This window comes from Achromobacter sp. JD417 (assembly GCF_041879325.1).
GTDB classification, from domain to species: domain Bacteria; phylum Pseudomonadota; class Gammaproteobacteria; order Burkholderiales; family Burkholderiaceae_B; genus Achromobacter; species Achromobacter mucicolens.
Genome location: NZ_CP087159.1, coordinates 2850212 through 2871257, shown reverse-complemented (window position 1 = coordinate 2871257; position 21046 = coordinate 2850212). Strand labels below are relative to the sequence as shown.

Below are 21046 nucleotides of genomic sequence, written 5' to 3'. Positions count from 1 at the left end.
CCGTCGCGCCATCCCGTTTCGTAGTCATGATCCGCTTCCAACAAGTTTCACTCATGCGCGGCGTCAAGCCGTTGCTCGACAAGGTCGACCTGCTTCTGAACCCCGGCGACAAGATCGGCCTCATCGGCGCCAATGGCGCGGGCAAGTCGAGCCTGTTCGGCCTGTTGCGCGGCACGCTGCACGCCGACCAGGGCGACCTGGACTATCCCGCGTCGTGGCGCGTGGCGCACGTCGCGCAGGAGACGCCCGCGCTGGATCGCCCCGCCATCGAATACGCCATTGACGGCGACACCACGCTGCGCAAGCTGGAAGCGGAACTGGCCGCGCTGGAAGCCGAACCGGAAAGCGCGGAGAACGGCCTGCGCATGGGCGAGATCTACGCCGCGCTGGCCGATGCCGATGCCTACACGGTGCATTCGCGCGCCGAACAGCTGCTGACCGGCCTGGGCTTCACGCAGGCGCAGATGCACCTGCCGCTCACGAGCTTTTCCGGCGGCTGGCGCATGCGCCTGAACCTCGCGCAAGCGCTGATGTGTCCATCCGACCTGCTGCTGCTGGACGAGCCCACCAACCACCTGGACCTGGACGCGATCATCTGGCTGGAAGACTGGCTCAAGCGCTATCCGGGCACGCTCATAGTCATCTCGCACGACCGGGATTTCCTGGACGGCGTGGTGAACGTGATCGTCCACATCGACGAGCGCAAGCTCAAGCGCTACTCCGGCCATTACTCGTCCTTCGAGCGCCAACGCGCCGCGCAGCTTGAGCTGGCGCAGGGCATGATGGAAAAGCAGATGCGCCAGCGCGCGCACCTGCAATCGTTCATCGACCGCTTCAAGGCGCAGGCCAGCAAGGCGCGCCAGGCGCAGAGCCGCATCAAGGCCCTGGCGCGCATGGAAGAAGTGGCGCCGCTGCGCGCCGCCGCCGAGTTCTCGTTCGAGTTCCGCGAGCCGCTGCGCGCGCCCAATCCGCTGTTGACGATGGACAAGGTCAGCGCGGGCTACCGCATCGAGGACGAAGCCACCGAAGCCGTGTCCGACAAGATCATCGTGTCGGGCATCAACTTTTCGCTGCAGGCGGGCCAGCGCATCGGTCTCTTGGGCATCAACGGCGCGGGCAAGTCGACCTTCATCAAGACCATTGCCGGCGAAATCGAATCGCTTGCCGGCGAAACGCAGTTCAACAAAGGCCTGTCCATCGGCTACTTCGCCCAGCACCAGGTCGAAATGCTGCGCCACGATGAATCGCCGCTGTGGCACATGACCAAGATCGCGCCCACCGTGCGCGAACAGGAACTGCGCAACTTCCTGGGCAGCTTCAACTTCAACGGCACGATGGCCACCAGTTCCATCGCCCCCTTCTCCGGCGGCGAAAAAGCGCGCCTGGCGCTCGCGCTCATCGTGTGGCAACGCCCCAACCTGCTGTTGCTGGATGAACCCACCAACCACCTGGACCTGGAAACCCGCGAGGCTCTGACCGACGCGCTGGCGCAGTTCGAAGGCACGCTCGTGCTCGTCTCGCACGACCGCCACCTGCTGCGCGCCACCACCGACCAGTTCATCATCGTGGCCGACGGCAAGGTCAACCCGTTCGATGGCGACCTGGACGACTACAAGGACTGGCTATACAAGACCAAGCTGGCCGCCAAGGCCGCCTGATCGCTTTTTGCGCGCCGCGCCCGGCCAACCGCGTTACAATCGCGCCGAATTGCCGGACTCCAGCTTCAACCTGGCCCGCGCGGCACCTTCAACCACGTCCCGCTGCATGCGGGACGCGTTTTTTAGCGCCCTAGATGCCTATCAAAGACCAACTTTTTCTTGCCAGCCAGTATCTCGCGCCGCACCACCTGGTGTCGCGCTTCTTCGGATACGCATCGGACTGCCGCGAACCCGCGGTGAAGAACTGGATGATCTCGCGTTTCGTCCGCAAGTACGGCGTGAACATGAGCGAGGCGCTGCAAGAAGACCCGTTGGCCTACGACTGCTTCAATGACTTCTTCACGCGTGCGCTGAAAGACGGCGCGCGGCCGCTGGACGAAGAGCCGGGCGCGGTGGTGTGCCCGGCCGACGGCGCCATCAGCCAGATGGGCGCCATCGAACAGGGCCGCATTTTCCAGGCCAAGGGCCACAGCTACGGGCTTGCCGACCTGCTGGGCGGCGACACCGAGCGCGCCGCGCCCTTCCAGGGCGGACAGTTCGCCACCATCTACCTGTCGCCCAAGGACTATCACCGCGTCCACATGCCCGTCGCCGGCACGCTGCGCGAAATGATCCATGTGCCGGGCCGTCTGTTTTCCGTCAATCCCCTGACCGCCCGCAACGTGCCGCGCCTGTTCGCGCGAAACGAGCGCGTGGTGTGCATCTTCGACACCGAACACGGTCCCATGGCGGTCGTGCTGGTGGGCGCGATGATCGTGGCGTCCATCGAAACCGTGTGGGCGGGTCTAGTGACGCCGTACAAGCGTCGCATCAAGTCCGTGCGCTACGACGCGGCCGCCCGCGCGCCCATCCATCTTGAGAAAGGCGCCGAAATGGGCCGCTTCAAGCTGGGCTCCACGGCCATCGTGCTGTTCGGGCCGGACAAGATCCGCTGGGCCGACACGCCGTCCGTGCTGGGTCCGGTACGCATGGGCGAACTGCTGGCGCTGCCCGTCCAGGTGTAAATCACCCCGATGCCGCTTTTTCGCCTAGAGCGAACAAGCGGATTTTGTTTTATTCGCTTTCAGTCGCAAACGGGCGTTGTTAGATTACGGGCTTTTACCGGCCCGCCATGACCACAACCGCCCTGCCCGCTGCCGCGCCTCGCGCCACTGCCCGTCGGCTGTCCCGCGCACTGGGGCGCATGCTCTCCCTGGACGATTTCGAGACTGCCGCGCGCCGCCGGCTGCCGCGCCCCATCTTCGGCTACATCGCCGGCGCGGCCGAAGACAACCAATCGCTCAAGGGCAACCGCGACGCGTTCGCCCAGTACGCGTTCACCCCACGCGTCCTGGTCGATGTCTCGCGCCGCACGCAACAGACCGAACTGTTCGGCCGCACCTACGCGTCGCCGTTTGGCATCGCGCCCATGGGCATCAGCGCGCTGTCGGCCTACCGGGGCGACATCGTGCTGGCCCGCGCGGCGCGCGAGCAGAACGTGCCTGCGATCCTGAGCGGCACGTCGCTGATCCCGCTTGAAGCCGTCATTGAAGAAGCGCCCGGCACCTGGTTCCAGGCCTATCTGCCCGGCGATCCCGCCAAGATCGATGCGCTGATCGAACGCGCGCGGCGCGCGGGCTTCGAGACGCTGGTGCTGACCGTCGACATCCCCGTGTCCGCCAACCGCGAGAACAACGTGCGCACGGGGTTTTCCACGCCGCTCAAGCCCAGCCTGCGCCTGGCGCTGGACGGCCTGGCGCGCCCGCGCTGGCTGGCCGGCACGTTCCTGCGCACGCTGCTGGCGCACGGCATGCCGCACTTTGAAAATTCCTTTGCCACGCGCGGCGCGCCCATCGTCTCCGCGTCGGTGCTGCGCGACTTCACGGCGCGCGACCACCTTAGCTGGGAGCACGTCGCGCGCATCCGCAGGCAATGGCCGGGCACGCTCATCATCAAGGGCATCCTGCATCCGCGCGACGCGGCGCTGGCCCGCCAGCATGGCGCGGACGGCATCATCGTGTCCAACCACGGCGCGCGCCAGCTTGATGGCGCGATCCCGCCGCTGCGCGCGCTGCCGGGCGTGGTGGCGCAAGCAGGCGCGATGACGGTGATGATGGACAGCGGCGTGCGGCGCGGCACGGATGTGCTCAAGGCGCTTGCGCTGGGCGCGCGCTGCGTGTTCGTCGGCCGCCCGTTCAACTACGCCGCGGCGGTGGGCGGACAGGCGGGCGTCGCGCACGCCATCGGATTGCTGCGCGCCGAGGTCGACCGCAACATGGCGATGCTGGGCATCAACCGGCTTGATGAGATGGACGCCAGCCTCATCTGCCGGGAAGGCGAGCTGCCGGCCTGACCAGACCGGCGCGCGGTGCAACGCGTCACGCGCCGGCGGGGCATAGAATGGCGGTTCCCTCGTTTCCTGCGCGTCGTTCCGCGGCGCGCCCGCCCGCTGCCGTGTCCCTGCGCCAATCCTCATTCTTCCTGCGGTTCCTGACCCTGGGCGCCCTCGCCCATGTGTACGTCGGCGCCCGCCTGATTCCCGATCTGCTGCTTGGCCGCGAAGGCGACGCCGCCGCCATTCTTTTCCTGGTGCTGTCGTGCGTGCTGATCCCGATGGGCATGCTGGCGCGATCGTCCGTCAACCCGCCTTGGGGCGACCGCATCGCCTGGGTCGGCCTTTTGGCAATGGGGCTGTTCTCGTCGCTGTTCGTGCTGACGGTACTGCGCGACGCGCTTCTACTGATCCTGTGGCTGGGCAACCTGGCGGCGGGCGTCAATCTGCCCTGGACCGAACTGCGGCGCGCCAGCGCATGGACAGTCATCGTGCTTGCGCTGGCCGGCACGCTGGCGGGCTTTTACAACGCGCGGCGGCGCGCACGCGTGGTCGACGTGGACGTGCCCATTGCCGGCCTGCCGCAGGATCTTGACGGCTTCACCATCGTGCAGATCAGCGACATCCACGTCGGTCCGACCATCAAGCGCCGCTATGTCCAGGCCATCGTCGACGCGGTCAACGAGCAGTTGCCCGACATGATCGCCATCACGGGCGACGTGGTCGACGGCAGCGTCGAACAGCTTGCCGACCAGTCCCGGCCCCTGGGCGAACTGCGCGCGCCTTTCGGCGTGTACCTGGTCACCGGCAACCATGAATACTATTCGGGCGCGGCTCCGTGGATTGCGGAATTCCGCCGCCTCGGCCTGCGCGTCCTGCTGAACGAACACGCCGTGATCCATCCGTCGGGCCTGCCCGTGGTGGTGGCGGGCGTCACGGATTACAGCGCCGGGGCCTACGATCCGCATCAGCGCAGCAATCCAAGCGCGGCGCTGGCCGGCGCGCCCGCCGACGCCGCGGTCCGGATTCTGCTTGCGCACCAGCCGCGCAGCGCGCCCGCGGCCGAGCCGGCGGGCTACACGCTGCAGCTCTCCGGCCATACCCATGGCGGGCAGTTCTTTCCGTGGGGATTCTTCGTGCGGTTCCAGCAGCCCTTCACCGCCGGGCTGCACCGGCTGGGAAAGATGTGGGTCTACACGAGCCGCGGCACCGGTTACTGGGGCCCGCCAAAGCGTCTGTGGGCGCCGTCTGAAATAACGCGGCTGCGGCTGCGCACCGCTTCGTCGCGCTGACCGCAGGGCGGCCGCTCAGGCCGCCTCGGGCAGCGGCCCGCGTTCCAGATAGCTGGTCAGCGCGATGTCGCTGGTGGTGTTGCTGATGCCTTCGATCTGATGGATGCGGGCCAGCAGCAGTTCCAGCGCCTGGGTGTCGCGCACCCTTACCTTCAGCAGCATGGCGCTCTTGCCCGTGATGGTGTGGATCTCTTCGACTTCGTTCAGTTCGGCCAGACCCAGCACCTGTTGGGTGATGGTCCAGTTGATCGTGTCCACATGCACGAAGGCCAGCAGCGGCCGGCCCATCTTCGCGCCATCGAGCTTGGCGGCAATGCCCTTGATGAGGCCGTCGCGCTTGAGCCGCTTGACCCGTTCGTGCACGGCGGGCGCCGACAGGTTGAGCAGTTTGCCCAGCTCCGCATAGCTGGGCGTGGCGTCGTCGGCCAACAGCGTCAAGAGTTTCCGGTCGCGGTCATCGAGGTCAGACATGGAATGCCCCCTTACCAGGGGAAGGAAATGAGGTCGCCGTAAAGACGCTTGAGCGTGGCCTTCACTTCAGGCGAGTTCTGATAAATGGCAATGAACTTCAAAAGGCGCGGATCCTGCGCTTTTTCGGGCTTGGCCACCCAGCGGATGGCGTAGCGCCGGATACTGTCCGGGTCGGTATTGTCAAAGGCCAGACCGTCCTTTTCGTTCAGGCCCGCCTGCTTGGCGAAGGTCGTGTAGGTGACCGACGCGGTTACATCGTCGAACGTGCGGGCCGACTGCGAACCTTCGATCTGCACGAACTTGAGCTTCTTCGGATTGGCCACCACGTCCTCCAGGCTGGCCTGATGCGCCACACCCGGCTTGAGCGTGATGAGCCCCATCGACTGCAGCAGAAGCAAGGCGCGGCCGGTGTTGACCGGGTCGTTGGGCACTGCGATCGTGGCGCCCTCGGGCACCGGATCGCCCTTTTTCAGCTTCTTGGAAAAGAGCCCGATGGTCGTGGAATAGCCGTACGCAATGGGTTGCAGGTTGGCGCCGCGCCGCTGGTTGAAGAGTTCAAGAAACGGCGCGTGCTGAAAGAAGTTGGCGTCCACCGAACCATCGGCCACCGCGATGTTGGGCAGCACCCAGTCGTTGAATTCCACCAGTTTGACGTCCAGACCCTGCTGCTTTGCCTGGGCAATGGCCAATTCGGTGGCTTCGTTGGCCACGCTGGCGATGACGCCGATGCGCAGGGACTGTTCCTGCGCGGCTGCGGGCGCAATCACAGCCAATCCCAGCGCCGCCACCGCGGCCCCCCGCGTCAGTTTCTTAAGCAATTGGTGCACAAGCATGTCAGCCATCCACAGAATCGGAACGCCGGACGACGGTCCGGCACAGGCGCTATTGTGCAGCACCTGGCGCCCCACACCCAGGAAAGGCCTTTGTCACGCAATGGCAATGCCAAGCCGCCCCGGCGGCGCTAAGATGGCCTGAGTACGCCCTTGGGAGACGTTCATGAGTGCCGTGATGACCCCCCAGCCCAGCGCGCAGTCAGCGGCCAGCCGCCGCGACCGCATCGAAGACCAGTTGGGCGCGCACAACTACCATCCGCTGGATGTCGTGCTGGCGCGCGGCAGCGGCGTCTGGGTCCATGACGTCGACGGCCGCCGTTATATGGACTGCCTGGCCGCGTACTCCGCCGTCAACCAGGGCCACTGCCACCCGCGCATCCTGGCCGCCATGACCGAGCAGGCGCAAAAGCTCACACTGACCTCGCGCGCGTTCCGCCATGACCAGATGGCGGGCTTTTACGAGGACCTGGCGCGCCTGACGGGCGCCCACAAGATCCTGCCGATGAACAGCGGCGCCGAGGCCGTCGAAACCGCCATCAAGGCGGTGCGCAAGTGGGGCTACGAGGTACGAGGCGTGCCCGAGGGCCAGGCCGAGATCATCGTGTGCGCCAACAATTTCCATGGGCGCACGCTGGGCATCGTGGGGTTTTCGACCGATCCCGACGCCTATGGTCATTACGGGCCGTTCGCGCCCGGCTTCAAGGTCGTGCCGTTCGGCGATTTTGAGGCCTTTGACGCCGCGATCAGCGACCGCACCGTCGCTTTCCTGGTCGAGCCGATCCAGGGCGAAGCCGGCGTCGTGCTGCCGCCGCCGGGCTATTTCAGCCGCGTGCGCCAGCGCTGCACGGAGCGCGGCATCACGTTGATCCTGGACGAGATCCAGACCGGTCTGGGGCGTACGGGCAAATTGCTGGCCGAGGAACACGAGGGCATCGAGGCCGACGTCACCCTCATCGGCAAGGCGCTGTCGGGCGGCTTCTATCCCGTATCCGCCGTGCTGTCCAACGCGGACGTGCTTGGCGTGTTCCAGCCCGGCCAGCACGGCAGCACCTTCGGCGGCAATCCGCTGGCGTGCGCCATCGCGCGCGCCGCATTGCGGGTGCTGACCGAGGAAGGCATGCTCGAGAACGCGGCCGTGGTCGGCGCCCACTTTCTGGAGCGCCTGCGCGCCCTGCCCGGTCCGGTGCGTGAGGTCCGCGGACGCGGCCTGATGCTGGCCGTCGAACTGGAGCCGGACGCGGGCGGCGCACGCCTGTGGTGTGAGCGCTTGCAGGCGCGGGGCTTGCTGGTCAAGGACACCCACGGCCATACCCTGCGCCTGTCGCCGCCGCTCATCGTCACGCGCGACGAGGTGGACTGGGCGTGCGATCAACTGGCGGCGGTGCTGTCGGCCGCCTGACGTTCACGCCCGCGCACGGCAAGTCTTGAACCGCAACACGGAGCACGCGAATTGACGAATACCCCCACCCTGCCCACCGACGTCACCCTGATCGGCGCGCCGACCGACATCGGCGCCGGCGCCCGCGGCGCCTCGATGGGCCCGGAAGCGCTGCGCGTCGCGGACCTGGGCCCGGTCATCGAAGCGCTGGGTTTTCAGGTCCGCGACCGCGGCAACCTGTACGGACCCGCCAACCCCTGGCTGCCGCCCGTGGACGGCTACCGGCATCTGGAGGAAGTGACGGCGTGGAACCGCGCCGTGCACGATGCGGTCCACGAGGAACTGGCGGCGGGCCGCCTGCCGGTGCTGCTGGGTGGCGACCACAGCCTGGGAATCGGTTCGGTCAGCGCCGTCGCGCGCCATTGCCGCGCCGCGGGCAAAAAACTGCGCGTGCTGTGGCTGGACGCCCACGCCGACTTCAACACCCATGCGCTGACGCCCACCGGCAACCTGCATGGCATGCCCGTGGCCTGCCTGTGCGGCAACGGGCCGGCGCCGCTGATCGGCATGTCCGGCGAATGCCCGGACATCGAGCCGTCCTGCGTGCGCCAGATCGGCATCCGCAGCGTCGACCCGGGCGAAAAACGCCTGCTGCACGAGGCTGGCCTCGAGGTCTTCGACATGCGCTACCTGGACGAGATGGGCATGCGCGCCACCATGCAGGCCGCATTGGCCGGCCTGGACGCCGATACGCACCTGCACGTGAGCTTCGACGTCGACTTTCTGGACCCCGAGATCGCGCCGGGCGTCGGCACCACGGTAATGGGCGGTCCCACCTATCGCGAGGCGCAGCTGTGCATGGAGATGATTGCCGACACCGGTCTCATGCGTTCGCTGGACGTGGTGGAACTGAATCCCGCGCTCGACGTGCGCAACCGGACGGCCGAGCTGGCGGTGGACCTTATCGAAAGCCTGTTCGGCAAATCCACGCTGGTGCGCCGGGGGCCCTGAAGGGCCCAGTGCGCACTGGACCGGCGCGCTACCCCTCGCGGTCGCTCCGGATGGCCTCTGCCGCCTCGCGCAGATGCAGCAGGTTTTCCTCGCGCTGCGCCCACACGCGCGGCGTGGGACCCGCCACGCATAGCGCATACCATTCGCCCCCAAGATCCAGCGCCACCGCCAGACCGGTCAGGTCGACGACGCTCTCGCCCACGTTCGACGCCCAGCCTTGCGCGGCCGCGCGCTCCACATCGGCCAGCAGGGTTTCGCGCGTGGTCAGCGTGTGGTCCGTGTAGCGGGTGTATTGCGCCGCGGCCAGCACCTGCTCGCGCTCGGCGGCGGGCAAGCGCGCCAGAATGGCCTTGGCGACCGAGCTGGTGTGCAGCGGCCGCCGCTCGCCCGCACGCGCGGCATAGTGCACCGGCTGGGTCGATTCCACGACGTCCAGGAACACGACGGCGCCGTCCTGGATCTTGCCCAGCATCACGGTCTCGTTCGCGGCGTCGCGCAGCGCGGCAAGACGCGGACGCACCAGGTCCAGCCACGGATCGCCCGTGAGGATCTGCGCGGCCAGGCCGTGCAGCTTGGCCGTCGGGTAATACCCGGCGCGGCGCCGGACCTCGTACAGATAGCCTCGCGCCACCAGCGTGCGCACAAGGGCCAGACAGCTGGACATCGGCGCGCCCAGGCCCTGCGCCAGTTCGGTGAGCGGCATGGGACGCCGGGTCTGCGCAAACAGCTCCAGCAGCTCCAGCGTGCGGGCAACCAGCTTGACTTCCACGGCGTTTCCCTCCTTCGCGGCATCGGATTCTGTCCACGCGGACTAGGGTGTTCCACCGTGTTGACTTTTCATGGACAGGTACCTAAATTCTTGCACAGGAATTTACATTCACCAATATGAAATAAATTTCAGCCGGCTGGAGCACCGGCGCCGCCTTCCCGAGTTACCGCGTCATCCGACAGATCAATAAAACGGCCCATTCCAGGGTTGGGAGACAGACAGATGCGTATCAAACCCGTGTTGGCGGCCTTGGCCGCCACTTTGGCCGCCTGCGCGGCGCAGGCCCAGTCCGACGTCGTGCGGCTGGGCGTATCCAACGATCGTTCCGGCATCTATTCCGACCTGGGCGGGCTCGGGTCCGAGACGGCCGTGCGCATGGCCGTGGAAGACTTCGGCGGCAAGGTCGCCGGCAAGACCGTCGAGGTGGTCGGCGCGGACAACCAGAACAAGGCCGACGTGGCCTCCGCCCTGGTGCGCCGCTGGTTCGACACCCAGAACCTTGTCGCGGTGGTTGACGGCGGCGCCAGCTCGGCCGGGCTCGCGGCCCAGGGCGTCGCCCGGGAAAAAGGCGGCACCGCGCTCATCAGCGGCGGCTTTGCCGGCGATTTCAGCGGCAAGCAATGCAGCAACCTCAGCACGCAATGGGCGCCGGACACCTACGCGCTGGCCAACGCCGTGGTCAAGAGCGTGGTCGAGGGCGGCGGCAAGAGCTGGTATTTCATCACCACCGACTACGTGTTTGGCAAATCGCTGGAAAGCAATGCCTCGCGCTTTGTCGAGCGCGCCGGCGGCAAGGTCGTGGGCAGCACGCGCCATCCGCTGGGCGCCATGGACTTTGCCTCGTTCCTGGTCCAGGCCCAGTCCTCCAAGGCCGACGTCGTGGGCCTGGCCAGCGCCGGCGGCGACCTGGTCAACCTCATCAAGCAAGCGCAGGAGTTCGGGCTGGCGGGCGGCAAGCAGCGCATGCTGACGTTCCTGACGTTCATCAACGACGTCCACGCGATGGGCCTGCCCGTCGCGCAGGGCCTCACCTTTCCCACCGGCTTCTACTGGGACGCGGACGAGGACACCCGCGCGTGGACGCAGCGCTGGCAGAAGAAGATGGGCGTCACGCGCGCGCCATCCATCGTCCAGGCCTTGAGCTACGTGGCCACCACTCACTACCTGCAGGCCGCGCAGGCAGCGGGCAGCTTCGACGGCGCGGCGGTCAACCAGAAGATGCGGGAATTGCCCATCACGACCAAATTGATAAAGAATGCCCGGGTGCGCCCCGAAGACGGCCGCGTCATCATGGACCTGTATCTGGTCGAGGTGAAAAAGCCCGCCGAGTCCAAATACCCGAACGACTACTACCGCATCCTGTCCACGGTGCCCGGCGAAAAGGTCTTCGTGTCGCTCGCCGACAGCGAATGCCCCCTGGTCAAGAAATAGAAAGGAGACAACCATGAAGTGCTACTGCGTCGTCAATTTCCGCGCGCCCCTGCAGGAAATGGATCAGCCCACGCCTACCCCGCAGGGGACGCAGGTGCTGTTGAAGGTGCGCGCGGCCGGCGTATGCCACAGCGATATCCACCTGTGGGAAGGCGGCTACGACCTCGGCCAGGGACGCACCCTGTCGCTCAAGGACCGCGGCGTGTCGCTGCCGCTGACGATGGGCCACGAAACGGTCGGCGCCGTCGTGGCGGCCGGGCCCGACGCGCAAAGGCTTGCCACCGACCGCAACTACCTCGTCTATCCGTGGATCGGTTGCGGCAAGTGCGCCTCGTGCGCGGCCGGCATGGAAAACCACTGCACCGCGCCGGCCTGCCTGGGTGTGCATCGCGCCGGCGGATACGCCGACCACATCCTGGTGCCGCATCCCCGCTACCTCATCGACATCGGCGGCCTCGATCCCGCGCAGATCGCGCCCTACGCGTGCTCGGGCCTGACGACGTATTCCGCATTGAAGAAGATCGGCGCGGACGTCTACCGCGAACATCCCGTGGTGATTTTCGGCGCGGGCGGACTGGGCCTGATGAGCCTGACCCTCATCAAGGCACTGGGCGGCGCGGGCGCCATCGTCGTCGATATCGACCCGGCCAAGCGGCAGGCGGCGCTGGACGCGGGCGCGCTGGCGGCCATCGACGGCGCCGCGCCCGACGCCGCGCAGCAGATCATGAAGGCCGCGGGCGGCAAGCCGGTGCAGGCCGCGATCGACCTGGTCGGCGCACCCGCCACCACCTCGCTCGCGTTCGACATCCTGACCAAGGGCGGCAAGCTCATCATCGTGGGCCTGTTCGGCGGCGGCTCGACCTGGCCGATCGCGCTGATTCCGATGAAGGCGCTGTCGATCATCGGCAGCTACGTGGGCAACCTGACCGAACTGAAGGAACTGATGGAACTGGTGCGGGCGGGCAAGGTGCCGCCCATGCCGGTCCACCGCCATGCGCTGGCCGAGGCGGACAGCGTGCTGGCCTCGCTGCGCGAAGGCAAGGTCGTGGGACGCGCCGTGCTGACGGTCGATTGAAGCACCCGCAGTGATTCCCGCGCGGCGCGCCCGGCATCGGGCGCGTCGTGTATTGAAAGCTATGCGGGCCGCAGGCGCGGATCGTAGATGAAGCGTTCGCGCCGCACCACCACGATGTGCTCGGCATCCGGATGCGCCGGGTTGACGAGAAAATTGCAGTCCGGCACGCCGCGATACGGGACGATGGCGCTGGGCAGTTCCAGCAGCGCCGATACGCCCGACGCCACCCAGTTATCGCCCACGGCCTGCGAGGCCTCCGCGAAGGGCACCGCATCCCAGAACGGATAGTCGTCCTGAAGCTGCGCCATCGACAGCGACTGGCGCGCTTCGAAGACGGCAGTGGGCACGGCCAGTTCGATCAGATAGCGGTTCGCCTGCTGGGACGCGCGCGCGGCAAAGTGCACCACCGTTTCCAGCACCGACAGCGCGACGCTGGCCGAGGCATACACGACCGGCGTGCCCGGGCTGTTGTAACGGCCGCCCACGGCGGCTGCGCCAGCGCCGCTCAGGTCGTCCGCCCGGTATTTGCCCGCCGTGGTGCCGATGCGCCAGAGCGAAACGTAGTCCGTCATGCGTAGACGCCCGCTGCGGCACGGGCAAGCGTGTCTTCGACGATGCGGCTGCTGGCGTCCGAGGTCAGAAGCGAGAGCGGCTTGACGTTGCCCAGGGCGGGCACGGGCGTGTTCAGCCACAGCACCGCTTCCTCGTCGCTGCCCAGCACCTGGCGCGCAACGCGCACCACGCGGGCGACGCGGGCTAGCCGGTCGGATTCGCCAAGCGGCAGCGCCTGGCCTTCACGCGTCCACCGCGACAGCGACGCCGCCTTGACCTCCGTGATGGCCATGATCTCGGACTTGGGGACCTGCAGATAATCGGCCGCATCGTCGACCATCTGCGCAGGCAGGCCGCGATGCACGTCGCGCGCGATGTCGGTCAGGGGGCTGTCGACCAGGCCGCGAAACAGCTGCCGGGCGCGCGGCGGACGCTTGGCGGTGGCGCCGCGCTTGGTCGGCGATTTATCGGCAAGGGCGATGGTCATGGTCTGCTCCGGGCGCCGCGCACGGGCGGCAACCGGGGGACCGGCCACGCCATGAGCGGCTGAATTACCAAATTGAATTTATAATATCCCATTTGGAAATACACGCGCAAGGCGCTGCCGGCCGCCTCCATGGCACATACCCGGCATCGCAGTGCCAAGCGGCGGCGCTTCCGTTGGACGTGGCGCGCCGCCCGTCACGCCCCCTGTTTCGGCCTATCATAGGCGGCGGCAAATTTACCCCCTCGCATTTCTCTCAAGGACAGGCAATGACGGACCGGCAGCTCACGATACTCGCGGCGCTCAATCTCATGGTGGCGGTGGGCGCCGGTGCCTTCGGCGCGCATGGCCTCAAGCGCATCCTGACGCCAGAAATGCTGGCCGTCTGGCAGACCGGGGTGATGTACCACTTGGTCCACGCCCTGGGCCTTTTCGTCATCGCGCTGCTCGGCGCGCGTTTCGGCTCGCCCCTGCTGTCGGCGGCAGGCGTCGTGATGTTTGTCGGCATCGTGCTGTTTTCGGGCAGCCTGTATGTGCTGACGCTGACCGGCAAAGGCTGGCTGGGCGCCGTCACGCCGTTTGGCGGAACGGCATTCCTGGCCGCGTGGGCCATGGTCGCCTGGGCTGCCTACCGCGCGCAGCCCTGAACCCGTACTTCCCGTGATTCATTCCCGGCGGCAGGAACCGCCGCCCTTGCAGGTCTCTGATGTCCCCAACCACCGCATTACCCGCCGTCCGTGAACACTCCGCCGCCGCAGGCATCGCCTGCGTGGCGGGCGGCATCTTCTTTCTGACCCTCAGCGACGCCAGCGCGAAGTGGCTGGGCGCAACGTACAACCCGCTGCAGATCCTCTTCATGCGCGCGCTGATCGCGCTGCCTTTCGTGACCGCGCTGGCGTTGTGGCTGGGCGGCCGCCGAGTGCTGCGCACGATGCATCCCGGACTGCACCTGACGCGCGGCGCCATCAACGTTATCTCGGCCAGTTGCTTCTACCTGGGATTGCAGGCGTTGCCGCTGGCCGAGGCCACCGCCATCGCGTTTGCCGCGCCGCTGTTCGTCACGGCGCTTTCCGTTCTGATCCTGAAGGAACGCGTGGACGGCAAGCGCTGGCTGGCCGTGCTGGCGGGTTTTGCGGGCGTGCTGATCGTGGTGCGCCCCGGCACGCAGGCCTTTCAGGCGGCCACATTGCTGCCGCTGACCACCGCCCTGCTCTACGCGGTCATGATGATCACGGCGCGCGGCATCAATCGTGCCGAAGGCATGCTGACCATCACCTTCTACATCGTGCTGGGCCAACTGGTGTGGAGCTCGCTGGGGCTGGCGTGGGTCTGGCGCGCGCCGGCCGCCGAAGACCTGCCGTACTTCGGCGCGGTGGCCTTGTTCAGCACATTGGGACTGACACTGATCACGCAGGGATTCCGTATCGGACCGGCGTCCGTCGTCGCCCCCTTTGACTACACGGGTCTCGTCTGGGCCACGATCCTCGGATGGATCTTCTGGCGTGAGGCGCCCGACGCCTACGCGTACCTGGGCGCCGTCTTCATTGCAGGCAGCGGCGTGTACATCGCCGTTCGCGAGGCGCGGGGCAAGTCGCGCCGCCGCGCCGCGCGCTGACGGCCGCCCTGCCCGCCAGCACTATTCGGTGGGCGGCGGAAAGTGCCGCTGCAACACCTTTGCGACGTTCGGCTCTTGTTCGGCCTCGCGCGCCACCGCCGTCAGCGCCGGGCACATGGCGCCGAACCACGACGGTCCCGGACGCCAGTGCGTCATGACCGTCACATACAGGTCCAATGCCGAAAAGCGCCGCCCCAGCATGTGCGGCGCGCCGGCCTGGCGTTCAAGTTCCTGCCACAGCTCGGCGCGGCGCGTGTGCACGCGCTCACGCAGCAGGTCGGCCCCCGCGCCCGGCGTCGTCCATTGCGCGGGCTCATCGCCGTAGGTGAAGGTGGGATACACCGCCGCCACCAGCCGCATCAGCAGGTTAAGAAATCGCGCCCGCTCCGGCTTGTCCGGCGCGGGCGCCAGCCCGGCCTGCGGCGCCACATCGTTCAGGTGCAGGATCATCGCCGCGCTTTCGGTCATCACCTCGCCGTCGGGCAGGATGAGCGTGGGCACCTGCCCCAGCGGATTCAGATGCAAAAGCCGGTCCCGCTCGGGACCCGGCTTCAGATATGGCACATCCGTCAGCGTATGCGGCACATTGGCCAGCACCAGCGCCATCTCGACAATGGCCGAGCCGCAACCCGCAGACTCGATGAGCTCGTAGGATTTCATGTCCATCACCCTCCCGTTTCGGCCGGCGCTACCCGCAGCAATTCGCCAGGCGAGGCGTCCGTCAACACATACACATAACCGTCCGGCCCCTGCCGCACGTCCCGGATCCGCCGCTTGCGGTCGACCAGCAGCCGTTCCTTCTCGACCACGCGATTGCCGTCGACGGTCAGGCGGATGAGGTTCTGATTGCCCAGCGCGCCGATGAAAAGCGAATTGCGCCAGGCCGGAAACCGGTCCGCGTCGTAGAACGCCATGCCGCTGATGGCGGGCGATTTCGGCCACCAGAAGATCGGCGATTCCATGCCCGGCAGGGTTTCGCCCTTGGCTTCCGGAATGGCGAAGCCCGAATAGTTGATGCCGTAGGTAGCCAGCGGCCAGCCGTAATTCTTGCCCGGCTTCACGACATTGATCTCGTCGCCGCCACGCGGCCCGTGTTCGTTTTCCCAGAGCTCGCCAGTCCAGGGATTGAGCGCCATGCCCTGCGGATTGCGATGGCCGTATGACCAGATCTCGGGGCGCGCGCCCGGCTTACCCACGAAGGGATTGTCCGCCGGCACGGAGCCATCCGTCTTGAGCCGCACGACCTTGCCTTGCAGCTTGTCCAGGTCTTGTGCCGTCGGGCGCTGATTGTTCTCGCCCAGCGCGATATACAGGTAGCCCTTGCCGTCGAACACCAGGCGCGATCCGAAATGCTGGCCGGACGACAGCTTGGGTTCCTGGCGGAACAGCACCTTGAATCCCTCAAGGCCGCTGGCGTCATCGGCCAGCCGCCCGCGCCCCACGGCCGTGCCGCTCTTGTCGCCATCCGACTCCGCATACGCCAGATACACGTAGCGGTCGGTCGCAAAGTCAGGCGACAGCGCCACGTCGAGCAGTCCCCCTTGACCGCGCGCGGCAACCTGCGGCACGCCAGAGAGCGGCTTGGACAGCCCGCCGGGCGTGCGCAGCAGCCGCAGGTTCCCGGGCCGTTCGGTGATCAGGATGCCGCCATCGGGCAGGAACGCCATGGACCAGGGGTGATCCAGACCGCCGACCACCGGCGTCACGCGGGCGGGCGCCGACGGCGGTTCCTGCGAGGCTTGTGCAACGGCGGGCGCGGCCGCAAAGGCCACGGCCAAGGACAGGATCAGGGGAATTGCGCGCGTGCTCGCGGCGGTGCGTGACTGCATGGACATCTCCGGCGGCGACAGATTGAAAAGCAGGCGCGCAAGGCATGACAGTGAGACGCGGGGGCCGCTCGCAATTGGCACACCCGGTTGGCGTACCATAGCGCCCACGGACGGGAGCTCTCCCGTTCTTGCTCTCAGGAGACTCGACCAGATGAAACTGTACTACATGCCCGGCGCGTGCTCGCTCGCTTCCCACATCGTCCTCGAGTGGATCGGCAAGCCGTACGAGACGCATAAACTCAGCCGTGAAGCGCTGAAGGAGCCGGAGTTTCTGCGGATCAATCCGCTGGGCGCCGTGCCCGCGCTGACCGATGGTGACTGGACCCTCACGCAGAATGTCGCCATCCTGGAATACCTCGCCGAACAGGCCCCGGAAATCTCCCTGCTGGGCGACGGCACCGCGCGTTCGCGCGCCGAAGTGCGCCGCTGGGTCGGCTTCATCAATTCCGACGTCCACAAGACCTTCTCGCTGCTGTTCGGCGCGCAGCGCTACCTGAAGGACGAAGGCGCGCAAAAGGAATTGGCGGGCTCCGCGTCGGCGCTTCTGACCAAGCTGTTCGGACAGCTGGATGCGCAACTGGCGGGCAAGTCCTATCTGGCCGGCGCCGCGCCGTCTGTGGCGGACGCGTATCTGTTTGTCGTGCTGCGCTGGGCCCACGCAAAGGAAATCGACCTGTCCGGCCTGAACCATCTGCAAGCGTTCTTCAAACGCATGCAGGCCGACGCGGGCGTGCAGGCTGCGCTCAAGGCCGAAGGCCTGTAACGGCTGCCGCTGCCCGGCTCGCCTACGCAGGCGCCGCGCCGGGCAGCGTCTCGCTTTCCAGGATCTTTTTCACGGCGGCCAGGAAGCGCCGCGCCAGCAAGGGCGGCGCACTCAGGTTGGAATGCGTCGCCCAGATTTCCACGCTGGCCTCGGGCTCGATCGGGCGAAGCGCCATGTGGGCAGCCTGGTCCGGCGTGACGCACCACGCGTCGACCAGCGCCGGTCCCAGCCCCTGCTGCACGAACGAACAGGCCGTCACGGGCGAATGCACCTCGACCGCAGCCGCGCAGCGCGGGCCGTCTCCAAAGAATGGCTGCAGCGCGCGTCCTAGCGGCGTGTCGCGCGGATAGCCGATCCACGCCGCCGACGAAAAGTCTTCCGGCAGCACCACCTCATGACTGGCCAGCGGATGCCCGGGCGGCAGCACGCAGACCACCGGCACGCGCGCCAGCCGCACGGACGTCAGGTTGGGATGATCCGGCGGCTGCATGGAAATGCCGATATCGGCCTGACCCGACAGGAAATACGCCGCCAATTCATCGAAAGTCACGCTGCGGTAATCGACGCGCGCGCCTGCATTGCGGCCGCGAAACCGCTCAAGCGCCATCGGGATCAGGCGCTGCCCGAAACTGGCGCTGGCCACGATCTTCAGCATCCCCGCGCCCGACTGGCCGAGGCTGGCGGCCAGGTCGTTCACCCGCTGAATGCCGCCATACACCTGCTCGACCTCGGCATACAGGCGCCGGGCTTCGGCGGTGGGCGACAGCCGGCTCTTGACGCGCTCGAACAGCCTGTAGCCCAGGCGGCTTTCCGTCAGCGCCAGCACCCGGCTCACCGCCGGCTGCGACACATGCAGCATGCGCCCCGCCCCGCTGATCGACCCGGCCATCATGATCGCCCGGAACACCTCGATCTGACGCAGGTTCAGTGGCCTTCCGGCGCTGGGGCCGACCTCGTCGGCATACGCATCCGCATCCATTTTTTTCCCCTATTCCGATAACGGGGGATTATAGGTTTGAGACATTTTTCGATGACGCAGTGCCGCATGCCCAGGTGTAATCTGCCCGCTCCACAAAACAAAACCAGGGGAAATCCATCATGCGCAGCACGCTCCTTCGCAGTCTTTCCATGGCGGCGCTCAGCGTCGCCTTCATCGGCGCCGCCTCGGCCGCCGGCTATCCCGACAAGCCCATCACCTTCGTGGTCCCGTCCGCCGCCGGCGGATCGCCCGACGTGCTGTCGCGCCTGATCACGACCCAGATGGCCCGCGACACCGGCGCCACGATGGTCGTCGAGAACCGCCCCGGCGCGGCCGGCAACATCGGCATCGCGCTCATCAAGCGCGCGGCCCCGGACGGCTATACCGTCGGCTACGGCAACATCAACACCCTGGCGGTCAACCGTTCGCTCTTCAAGCGCCTGCCGTACGACGTGGACAAGGACCTGACGCCTGTCGCGCACATGTTCGACCTCTATAACGCGCTGATCGTGCCGGCCGAATCGCCCATCAAGAGCGTGCAAGACCTGATCGACCGCGCCCGCAATGAGCCGGGCCGCCTGTCGTACGGCGCCTCGGGCGTGGGCACCACCGGCCACATGGGCGGCGAGCTCTTCAAGAGCATGGCCAAGCTGGACGTGATGTTCATCCCCTATAACGGCGGCCCCGCCGCCATCCAGGATCTGCTTGGCGGCCGCCTGGACTACCTGTTCGTCAACACCTCGGAAGCCGCACCGCTCGTCAAGAGCGGCAAGGTCCGCGCCATCGGCGTCAGCAGCCTGAAGCGCCTGTCGCTGATGCCCGACGTGCCGACGCTGGACGAATCCGGCCTGAAGGGTTACGAGACGGTCGCCTGGGGTGGCGTCGTGGCGCCCAAGGGCACGCCCGATGACGTGGTCGCCACGCTGAACGCCGCCATCCAGAAGGCGCTGCAGGCGCCGGAAGTGCGCCAGGGCCTGGCGACGCTGGGCGCCGAACCGGCGTCCGGCTCGCCCGCCGAGTTCAAGCAGCTGATCGATCGCGAAACCGCCAAGTGGCAGCAGATCATCGACAACGCCGCCATCGAAAAACTCGACTGAGCATTCTTCATGACGGCAGACACCTTGCAGGCTGACTTCATCGTCGCGGGCGCCACGCTCATCGACGGATCGGGCGGGCCCGCCACCGCCGGCGACCTGGCCGTGCGCGGCGGGCGCATCGAGGCGGTGGGCAGCTTTGCCCATCCCGCCGGCGCGCCGGTCATCGATGGCAGGGGCCTGGTCCTGGCGCCGGGCTTCATCGACTCGCACACCCACGACGACGGGTATCTGCTGGCCCATCCCGACATGCTGCCCAAGGTGTCGCAAGGCATCACCACGGTCGTCACCGGCAACTGCGGGATCAGCCTGGCGCCCCTGGCGCGCACGCAGATCCCGCAGCCGCTGGACCTGCTGGGCCCGCCGTCGCTCTTTCGCTTTGCCACCTTCCGGTCCTGGATGGACGCGCTGCGCGACACGCCCGCCGCAGTCAACGTGATTCCGCTGGTGGGGCACACCACCTTGCGCGTCGCCGTCATGGACGACACATCGCGCGCTGCCAACGACGCGGAACGCGCCGCCATGCGCGAACTCATGCAGGAAGCGCTGGACGCCGGCGCCTTCGGTGTGTCCACCGGCACCTTCTATCCGCCGGCCAGCGCCGCGCCCACGGACGAGATCGTCGACGTGTGCCAGCCGCTGCGCGGCCGCGCCTGCATCTATGCCACCCACCTGCGCGACGAGGCCGATCACATCGTGCCGGCCATCGAAGAGGCGCTGCACATCGGTCGCGAAATCGATTGCCGCGTCGTCTTCTCGCACCACAAGCTGGCGGGCGAACGCAACCACGGGCGCACCCGCGAAACGCTGGACCTCATCAGCCGCGCCGCGGCCTCGCAGCCCGTCTGCCTGGACTGCCACCCCTACCCCGCCACCTCCACCATGCTGCGGCTCGATCGCGCGCGGCTTGCCAGCCGGACGATGATCACCTGGTCCAAGGGCTACCCCGAAGCGACGGGCCGCGACTTCAGCGAAGTGATGGCCGAACTGGGCCTGGACGACGAGGCCGCCGTGGCCCGCCTGGCCCCGGCCGGCGCCATCTACTTCCTGATGGATCCCGCCGACGTCAACCGCATCTTTGCCCATCCGCTGACCATGGTCGGCTCGGACGGGCTGCCCTTCGATCCCCATCCGCACCCCCGCCAGTGGGGCACCTTCACCAACGTCCTGCGCACGATGGTGCGCGAGCAGAACCTGTTGTCCCTGGAATCGGCCATCCACAAGATGACGGGTTTGGCCGCCGGCCAGTACGGCGTGGCCGAACGCGGCCTGCTCCGGGAGGGGTATCATGCTGACCTGGTGCTGTTCGATCCCGCCACCGTCACCGACGTGGCCACTTTTTCAGCGCCCATTCAGGCAAGCCGGGGCATCCACGCCGTGTGGGTCAACGGCAGGCAGGTCTGGGACGGGGAACGGACCGGCGCCGAACGCCCGGGTCAGGTCCTGTCGCCCGGTCAAGCATGAGCACGGAGTACTTAAAGTGAAGACGTTTTCCCAGGGC

Annotated in this window: 21 protein-coding genes; 13 read left to right on the top strand and 8 right to left on the bottom strand. The window is 67.2% G+C overall.

Translation table 11 applies throughout. The features are described from left to right. Positions 1 to 26 precede the first annotated feature (26 nt). From LN047_RS13240 to LN047_RS13225, 4 genes are all read left to right on the top strand, one after another. Positions 27 to 1658, top strand: a complete 1632-nt coding sequence (locus tag LN047_RS13240) for an ATP-binding cassette domain-containing protein (protein WP_056318739.1) — start codon at positions 27 to 29, stop codon at positions 1656 to 1658. A 134-nt stretch (positions 1659 to 1792) separates the two neighbouring features. Further along, the gene (gene asd, locus LN047_RS13235; RefSeq protein WP_063954966.1) at positions 1793 to 2662 is read left to right on the top strand and encodes an archaetidylserine decarboxylase; all 870 of its coding nucleotides are present in this window, start codon (positions 1793 to 1795) and stop codon (positions 2660 to 2662) included. Positions 2663 to 2769: 107 nt separating this feature from the next. Then, entirely contained in the window at positions 2770 to 3990 is a 1221-nt protein-coding gene (locus LN047_RS13230) for an alpha-hydroxy acid oxidase (protein ID WP_373981970.1), read from the top strand. Between the two features lie 101 nt (positions 3991 to 4091). Continuing rightward, complete coding sequence (locus LN047_RS13225) at positions 4092 to 5261, top strand: metallophosphoesterase (protein WP_373981969.1); 1170 nt, start codon at positions 4092 to 4094, stop codon at positions 5259 to 5261. 15 nt (positions 5262 to 5276) lie between these two features. Here the strand turns inward: LN047_RS13225 and LN047_RS13220 are convergent, their stop codons facing one another. Both LN047_RS13220 and LN047_RS13215 read right to left on the bottom strand, forming a co-directional pair. Beyond that, positions 5277 to 5732 carry an Lrp/AsnC family transcriptional regulator gene (locus LN047_RS13220; protein ID WP_056317626.1) on the bottom strand — a complete coding sequence of 152 codons (456 nt, stop codon included), beginning with the start codon at positions 5730 to 5732 and terminating at the stop codon, positions 5277 to 5279. 11 nt (positions 5733 to 5743) lie between these two features. Next, the gene (locus LN047_RS13215) at positions 5744 to 6565 is read right to left on the bottom strand and encodes a MetQ/NlpA family ABC transporter substrate-binding protein (RefSeq protein WP_373982130.1); all 822 of its coding nucleotides are present in this window, start codon (positions 6563 to 6565) and stop codon (positions 5744 to 5746) included. 163 nt (positions 6566 to 6728) lie between these two features. On the opposite strand from LN047_RS13215, the gene rocD reads away from it, so the two are divergent. Beyond that, positions 6729 to 7964, top strand: a complete 1236-nt coding sequence (gene rocD / locus LN047_RS13210; RefSeq protein WP_373981968.1) for an ornithine--oxo-acid transaminase — start codon at positions 6729 to 6731, stop codon at positions 7962 to 7964. Positions 7965 to 8015: 51 nt separating this feature from the next. Beyond that, entirely contained in the window at positions 8016 to 8954 is a 939-nt protein-coding gene (gene rocF / locus LN047_RS13205) for an arginase (RefSeq protein WP_142055354.1), read from the top strand. Between the two features lie 28 nt (positions 8955 to 8982). Here rocF and LN047_RS13200 read toward each other — a convergent pair whose 3' ends face one another. Beyond that, the gene (locus LN047_RS13200; protein WP_373981967.1) at positions 8983 to 9723 is read right to left on the bottom strand and encodes an IclR family transcriptional regulator; all 741 of its coding nucleotides are present in this window, start codon (positions 9721 to 9723) and stop codon (positions 8983 to 8985) included. A 222-nt stretch (positions 9724 to 9945) separates the two neighbouring features. Between LN047_RS13200 and LN047_RS13195 the strand changes: the two genes are divergently transcribed. After that, a complete protein-coding gene (locus LN047_RS13195) occupies positions 9946 to 11154 on the top strand; it encodes an ABC transporter substrate-binding protein (RefSeq protein ID WP_128829256.1) in 1209 nt (402 codons plus the stop codon). A 13-nt stretch (positions 11155 to 11167) separates the two neighbouring features. Then, entirely contained in the window at positions 11168 to 12229 is a 1062-nt protein-coding gene (locus LN047_RS13190) for an alcohol dehydrogenase (protein ID WP_373981966.1), read from the top strand. Between the two features lie 59 nt (positions 12230 to 12288). On the opposite strand, the gene LN047_RS13185 is transcribed toward LN047_RS13190, so the two are convergent. After that, positions 12289 to 12801 carry an RES family NAD+ phosphorylase gene (locus LN047_RS13185; RefSeq protein WP_373981965.1) on the bottom strand — a complete coding sequence of 171 codons (513 nt, stop codon included), beginning with the start codon at positions 12799 to 12801 and terminating at the stop codon, positions 12289 to 12291. After that, on the bottom strand, positions 12798 to 13268 hold the full coding sequence (locus LN047_RS13180) for an antitoxin Xre/MbcA/ParS toxin-binding domain-containing protein (protein ID WP_056318733.1): 471 nt from the start codon (positions 13266 to 13268) through the stop codon (positions 12798 to 12800). The genes LN047_RS13185 and LN047_RS13180 overlap by 4 nt, the downstream gene beginning before the upstream one ends. Positions 13269 to 13534: 266 nt before the next feature. On the opposite strand from LN047_RS13180, the gene LN047_RS13175 reads away from it, so the two are divergent. Both LN047_RS13175 and LN047_RS13170 read left to right on the top strand, forming a co-directional pair. Continuing rightward, positions 13535 to 13912 (top strand): DUF423 domain-containing protein, encoded by a 378-nt coding sequence (locus tag LN047_RS13175; protein ID WP_062841117.1) that lies wholly within the window; start codon positions 13535 to 13537, stop codon positions 13910 to 13912. 59 nt (positions 13913 to 13971) lie between these two features. Then, a complete protein-coding gene (locus tag LN047_RS13170) occupies positions 13972 to 14880 on the top strand; it encodes a DMT family transporter (RefSeq protein WP_175235310.1) in 909 nt (302 codons plus the stop codon). A 21-nt stretch (positions 14881 to 14901) separates the two neighbouring features. On the opposite strand, the gene LN047_RS13165 is transcribed toward LN047_RS13170, so the two are convergent. After that, positions 14902 to 15540, bottom strand: a complete 639-nt coding sequence (locus tag LN047_RS13165; RefSeq protein ID WP_373981964.1) for a glutathione S-transferase family protein — start codon at positions 15538 to 15540, stop codon at positions 14902 to 14904. A 5-nt stretch (positions 15541 to 15545) separates the two neighbouring features. Continuing rightward, a complete protein-coding gene (locus LN047_RS13160) occupies positions 15546 to 16709 on the bottom strand; it encodes a PQQ-dependent sugar dehydrogenase (protein ID WP_373981963.1) in 1164 nt (387 codons plus the stop codon). Between the two features lie 151 nt (positions 16710 to 16860). Here LN047_RS13160 and LN047_RS13155 point away from each other — a divergent pair, with 151 nt between their 5' ends. Next, positions 16861 to 17472: a glutathione binding-like protein gene (locus tag LN047_RS13155; protein ID WP_373981962.1), complete on the top strand. Its 612-nt coding sequence runs from the start codon at positions 16861 to 16863 to the stop codon at positions 17470 to 17472. 22 nt (positions 17473 to 17494) lie between these two features. On the opposite strand, the gene LN047_RS13150 is transcribed toward LN047_RS13155, so the two are convergent. Further along, positions 17495 to 18451: a LysR family transcriptional regulator gene (locus LN047_RS13150; RefSeq protein WP_180099417.1), complete on the bottom strand. Its 957-nt coding sequence runs from the start codon at positions 18449 to 18451 to the stop codon at positions 17495 to 17497. A 119-nt stretch (positions 18452 to 18570) separates the two neighbouring features. Between LN047_RS13150 and LN047_RS13145 the strand changes: the two genes are divergently transcribed. Both LN047_RS13145 and LN047_RS13140 read left to right on the top strand, forming a co-directional pair. Further along, a complete protein-coding gene (locus LN047_RS13145) occupies positions 18571 to 19548 on the top strand; it encodes a Bug family tripartite tricarboxylate transporter substrate binding protein (RefSeq protein WP_373981961.1) in 978 nt (325 codons plus the stop codon). Positions 19549 to 19557: 9 nt separating this feature from the next. After that, entirely contained in the window at positions 19558 to 21009 is a 1452-nt protein-coding gene (locus LN047_RS13140; protein ID WP_373981960.1) for an amidohydrolase family protein, read from the top strand. Positions 21010 to 21046: the final 37 nt, after the last annotated feature.

Bases quoted from the DNA above. Each gene is read 5' to 3' on its own strand.
- LN047_RS13180 (WP_056318733.1), bottom strand. From the start codon at position 13,268: ATGACCATCGCCCTTGCCGATAAATCGCCGACCAAGCGCGGCGCCACC.
- LN047_RS13240 (WP_056318739.1), top strand. From the start codon at position 27: ATGATCCGCTTCCAACAAGTTTCACTCATGCGCGGCGTCAAGCCGTTG.
- LN047_RS13150 (WP_180099417.1), bottom strand. From the start codon at position 18,451: ATGGATGCGGATGCGTATGCCGACGAGGTCGGCCCCAGCGCCGGAAGG.
- LN047_RS13175 (WP_062841117.1), top strand. From the start codon at position 13,535: ATGACGGACCGGCAGCTCACGATACTCGCGGCGCTCAATCTCATGGTG.
- LN047_RS13195 (WP_128829256.1), top strand. From the start codon at position 9,946: ATGCGTATCAAACCCGTGTTGGCGGCCTTGGCCGCCACTTTGGCCGCC.
- LN047_RS13165 (WP_373981964.1), bottom strand. From the start codon at position 15,540: ATGAAATCCTACGAGCTCATCGAGTCTGCGGGTTGCGGCTCGGCCATT.
- LN047_RS13145 (WP_373981961.1), top strand. From the start codon at position 18,571: ATGCGCAGCACGCTCCTTCGCAGTCTTTCCATGGCGGCGCTCAGCGTC.
- LN047_RS13215 (WP_373982130.1), bottom strand. From the start codon at position 6,565: ATGCTTGTGCACCAATTGCTTAAGAAACTGACGCGGGGGGCCGCGGTG.
- LN047_RS13185 (WP_373981965.1), bottom strand. From the start codon at position 12,801: ATGACGGACTACGTTTCGCTCTGGCGCATCGGCACCACGGCGGGCAAA.
- LN047_RS13190 (WP_373981966.1), top strand. From the start codon at position 11,168: ATGAAGTGCTACTGCGTCGTCAATTTCCGCGCGCCCCTGCAGGAAATG.
- LN047_RS13155 (WP_373981962.1), top strand. From the start codon at position 16,861: ATGAAACTGTACTACATGCCCGGCGCGTGCTCGCTCGCTTCCCACATC.
- rocD (WP_373981968.1), top strand. From the start codon at position 6,729: ATGAGTGCCGTGATGACCCCCCAGCCCAGCGCGCAGTCAGCGGCCAGC.
- LN047_RS13220 (WP_056317626.1), bottom strand. From the start codon at position 5,732: ATGTCTGACCTCGATGACCGCGACCGGAAACTCTTGACGCTGTTGGCC.
- LN047_RS13230 (WP_373981970.1), top strand. From the start codon at position 2,770: ATGACCACAACCGCCCTGCCCGCTGCCGCGCCTCGCGCCACTGCCCGT.
- LN047_RS13160 (WP_373981963.1), bottom strand. From the start codon at position 16,709: ATGCAGTCACGCACCGCCGCGAGCACGCGCGCAATTCCCCTGATCCTG.
- asd (WP_063954966.1), top strand. From the start codon at position 1,793: ATGCCTATCAAAGACCAACTTTTTCTTGCCAGCCAGTATCTCGCGCCG.
- LN047_RS13170 (WP_175235310.1), top strand. From the start codon at position 13,972: ATGTCCCCAACCACCGCATTACCCGCCGTCCGTGAACACTCCGCCGCC.
- LN047_RS13140 (WP_373981960.1), top strand. From the start codon at position 19,558: ATGACGGCAGACACCTTGCAGGCTGACTTCATCGTCGCGGGCGCCACG.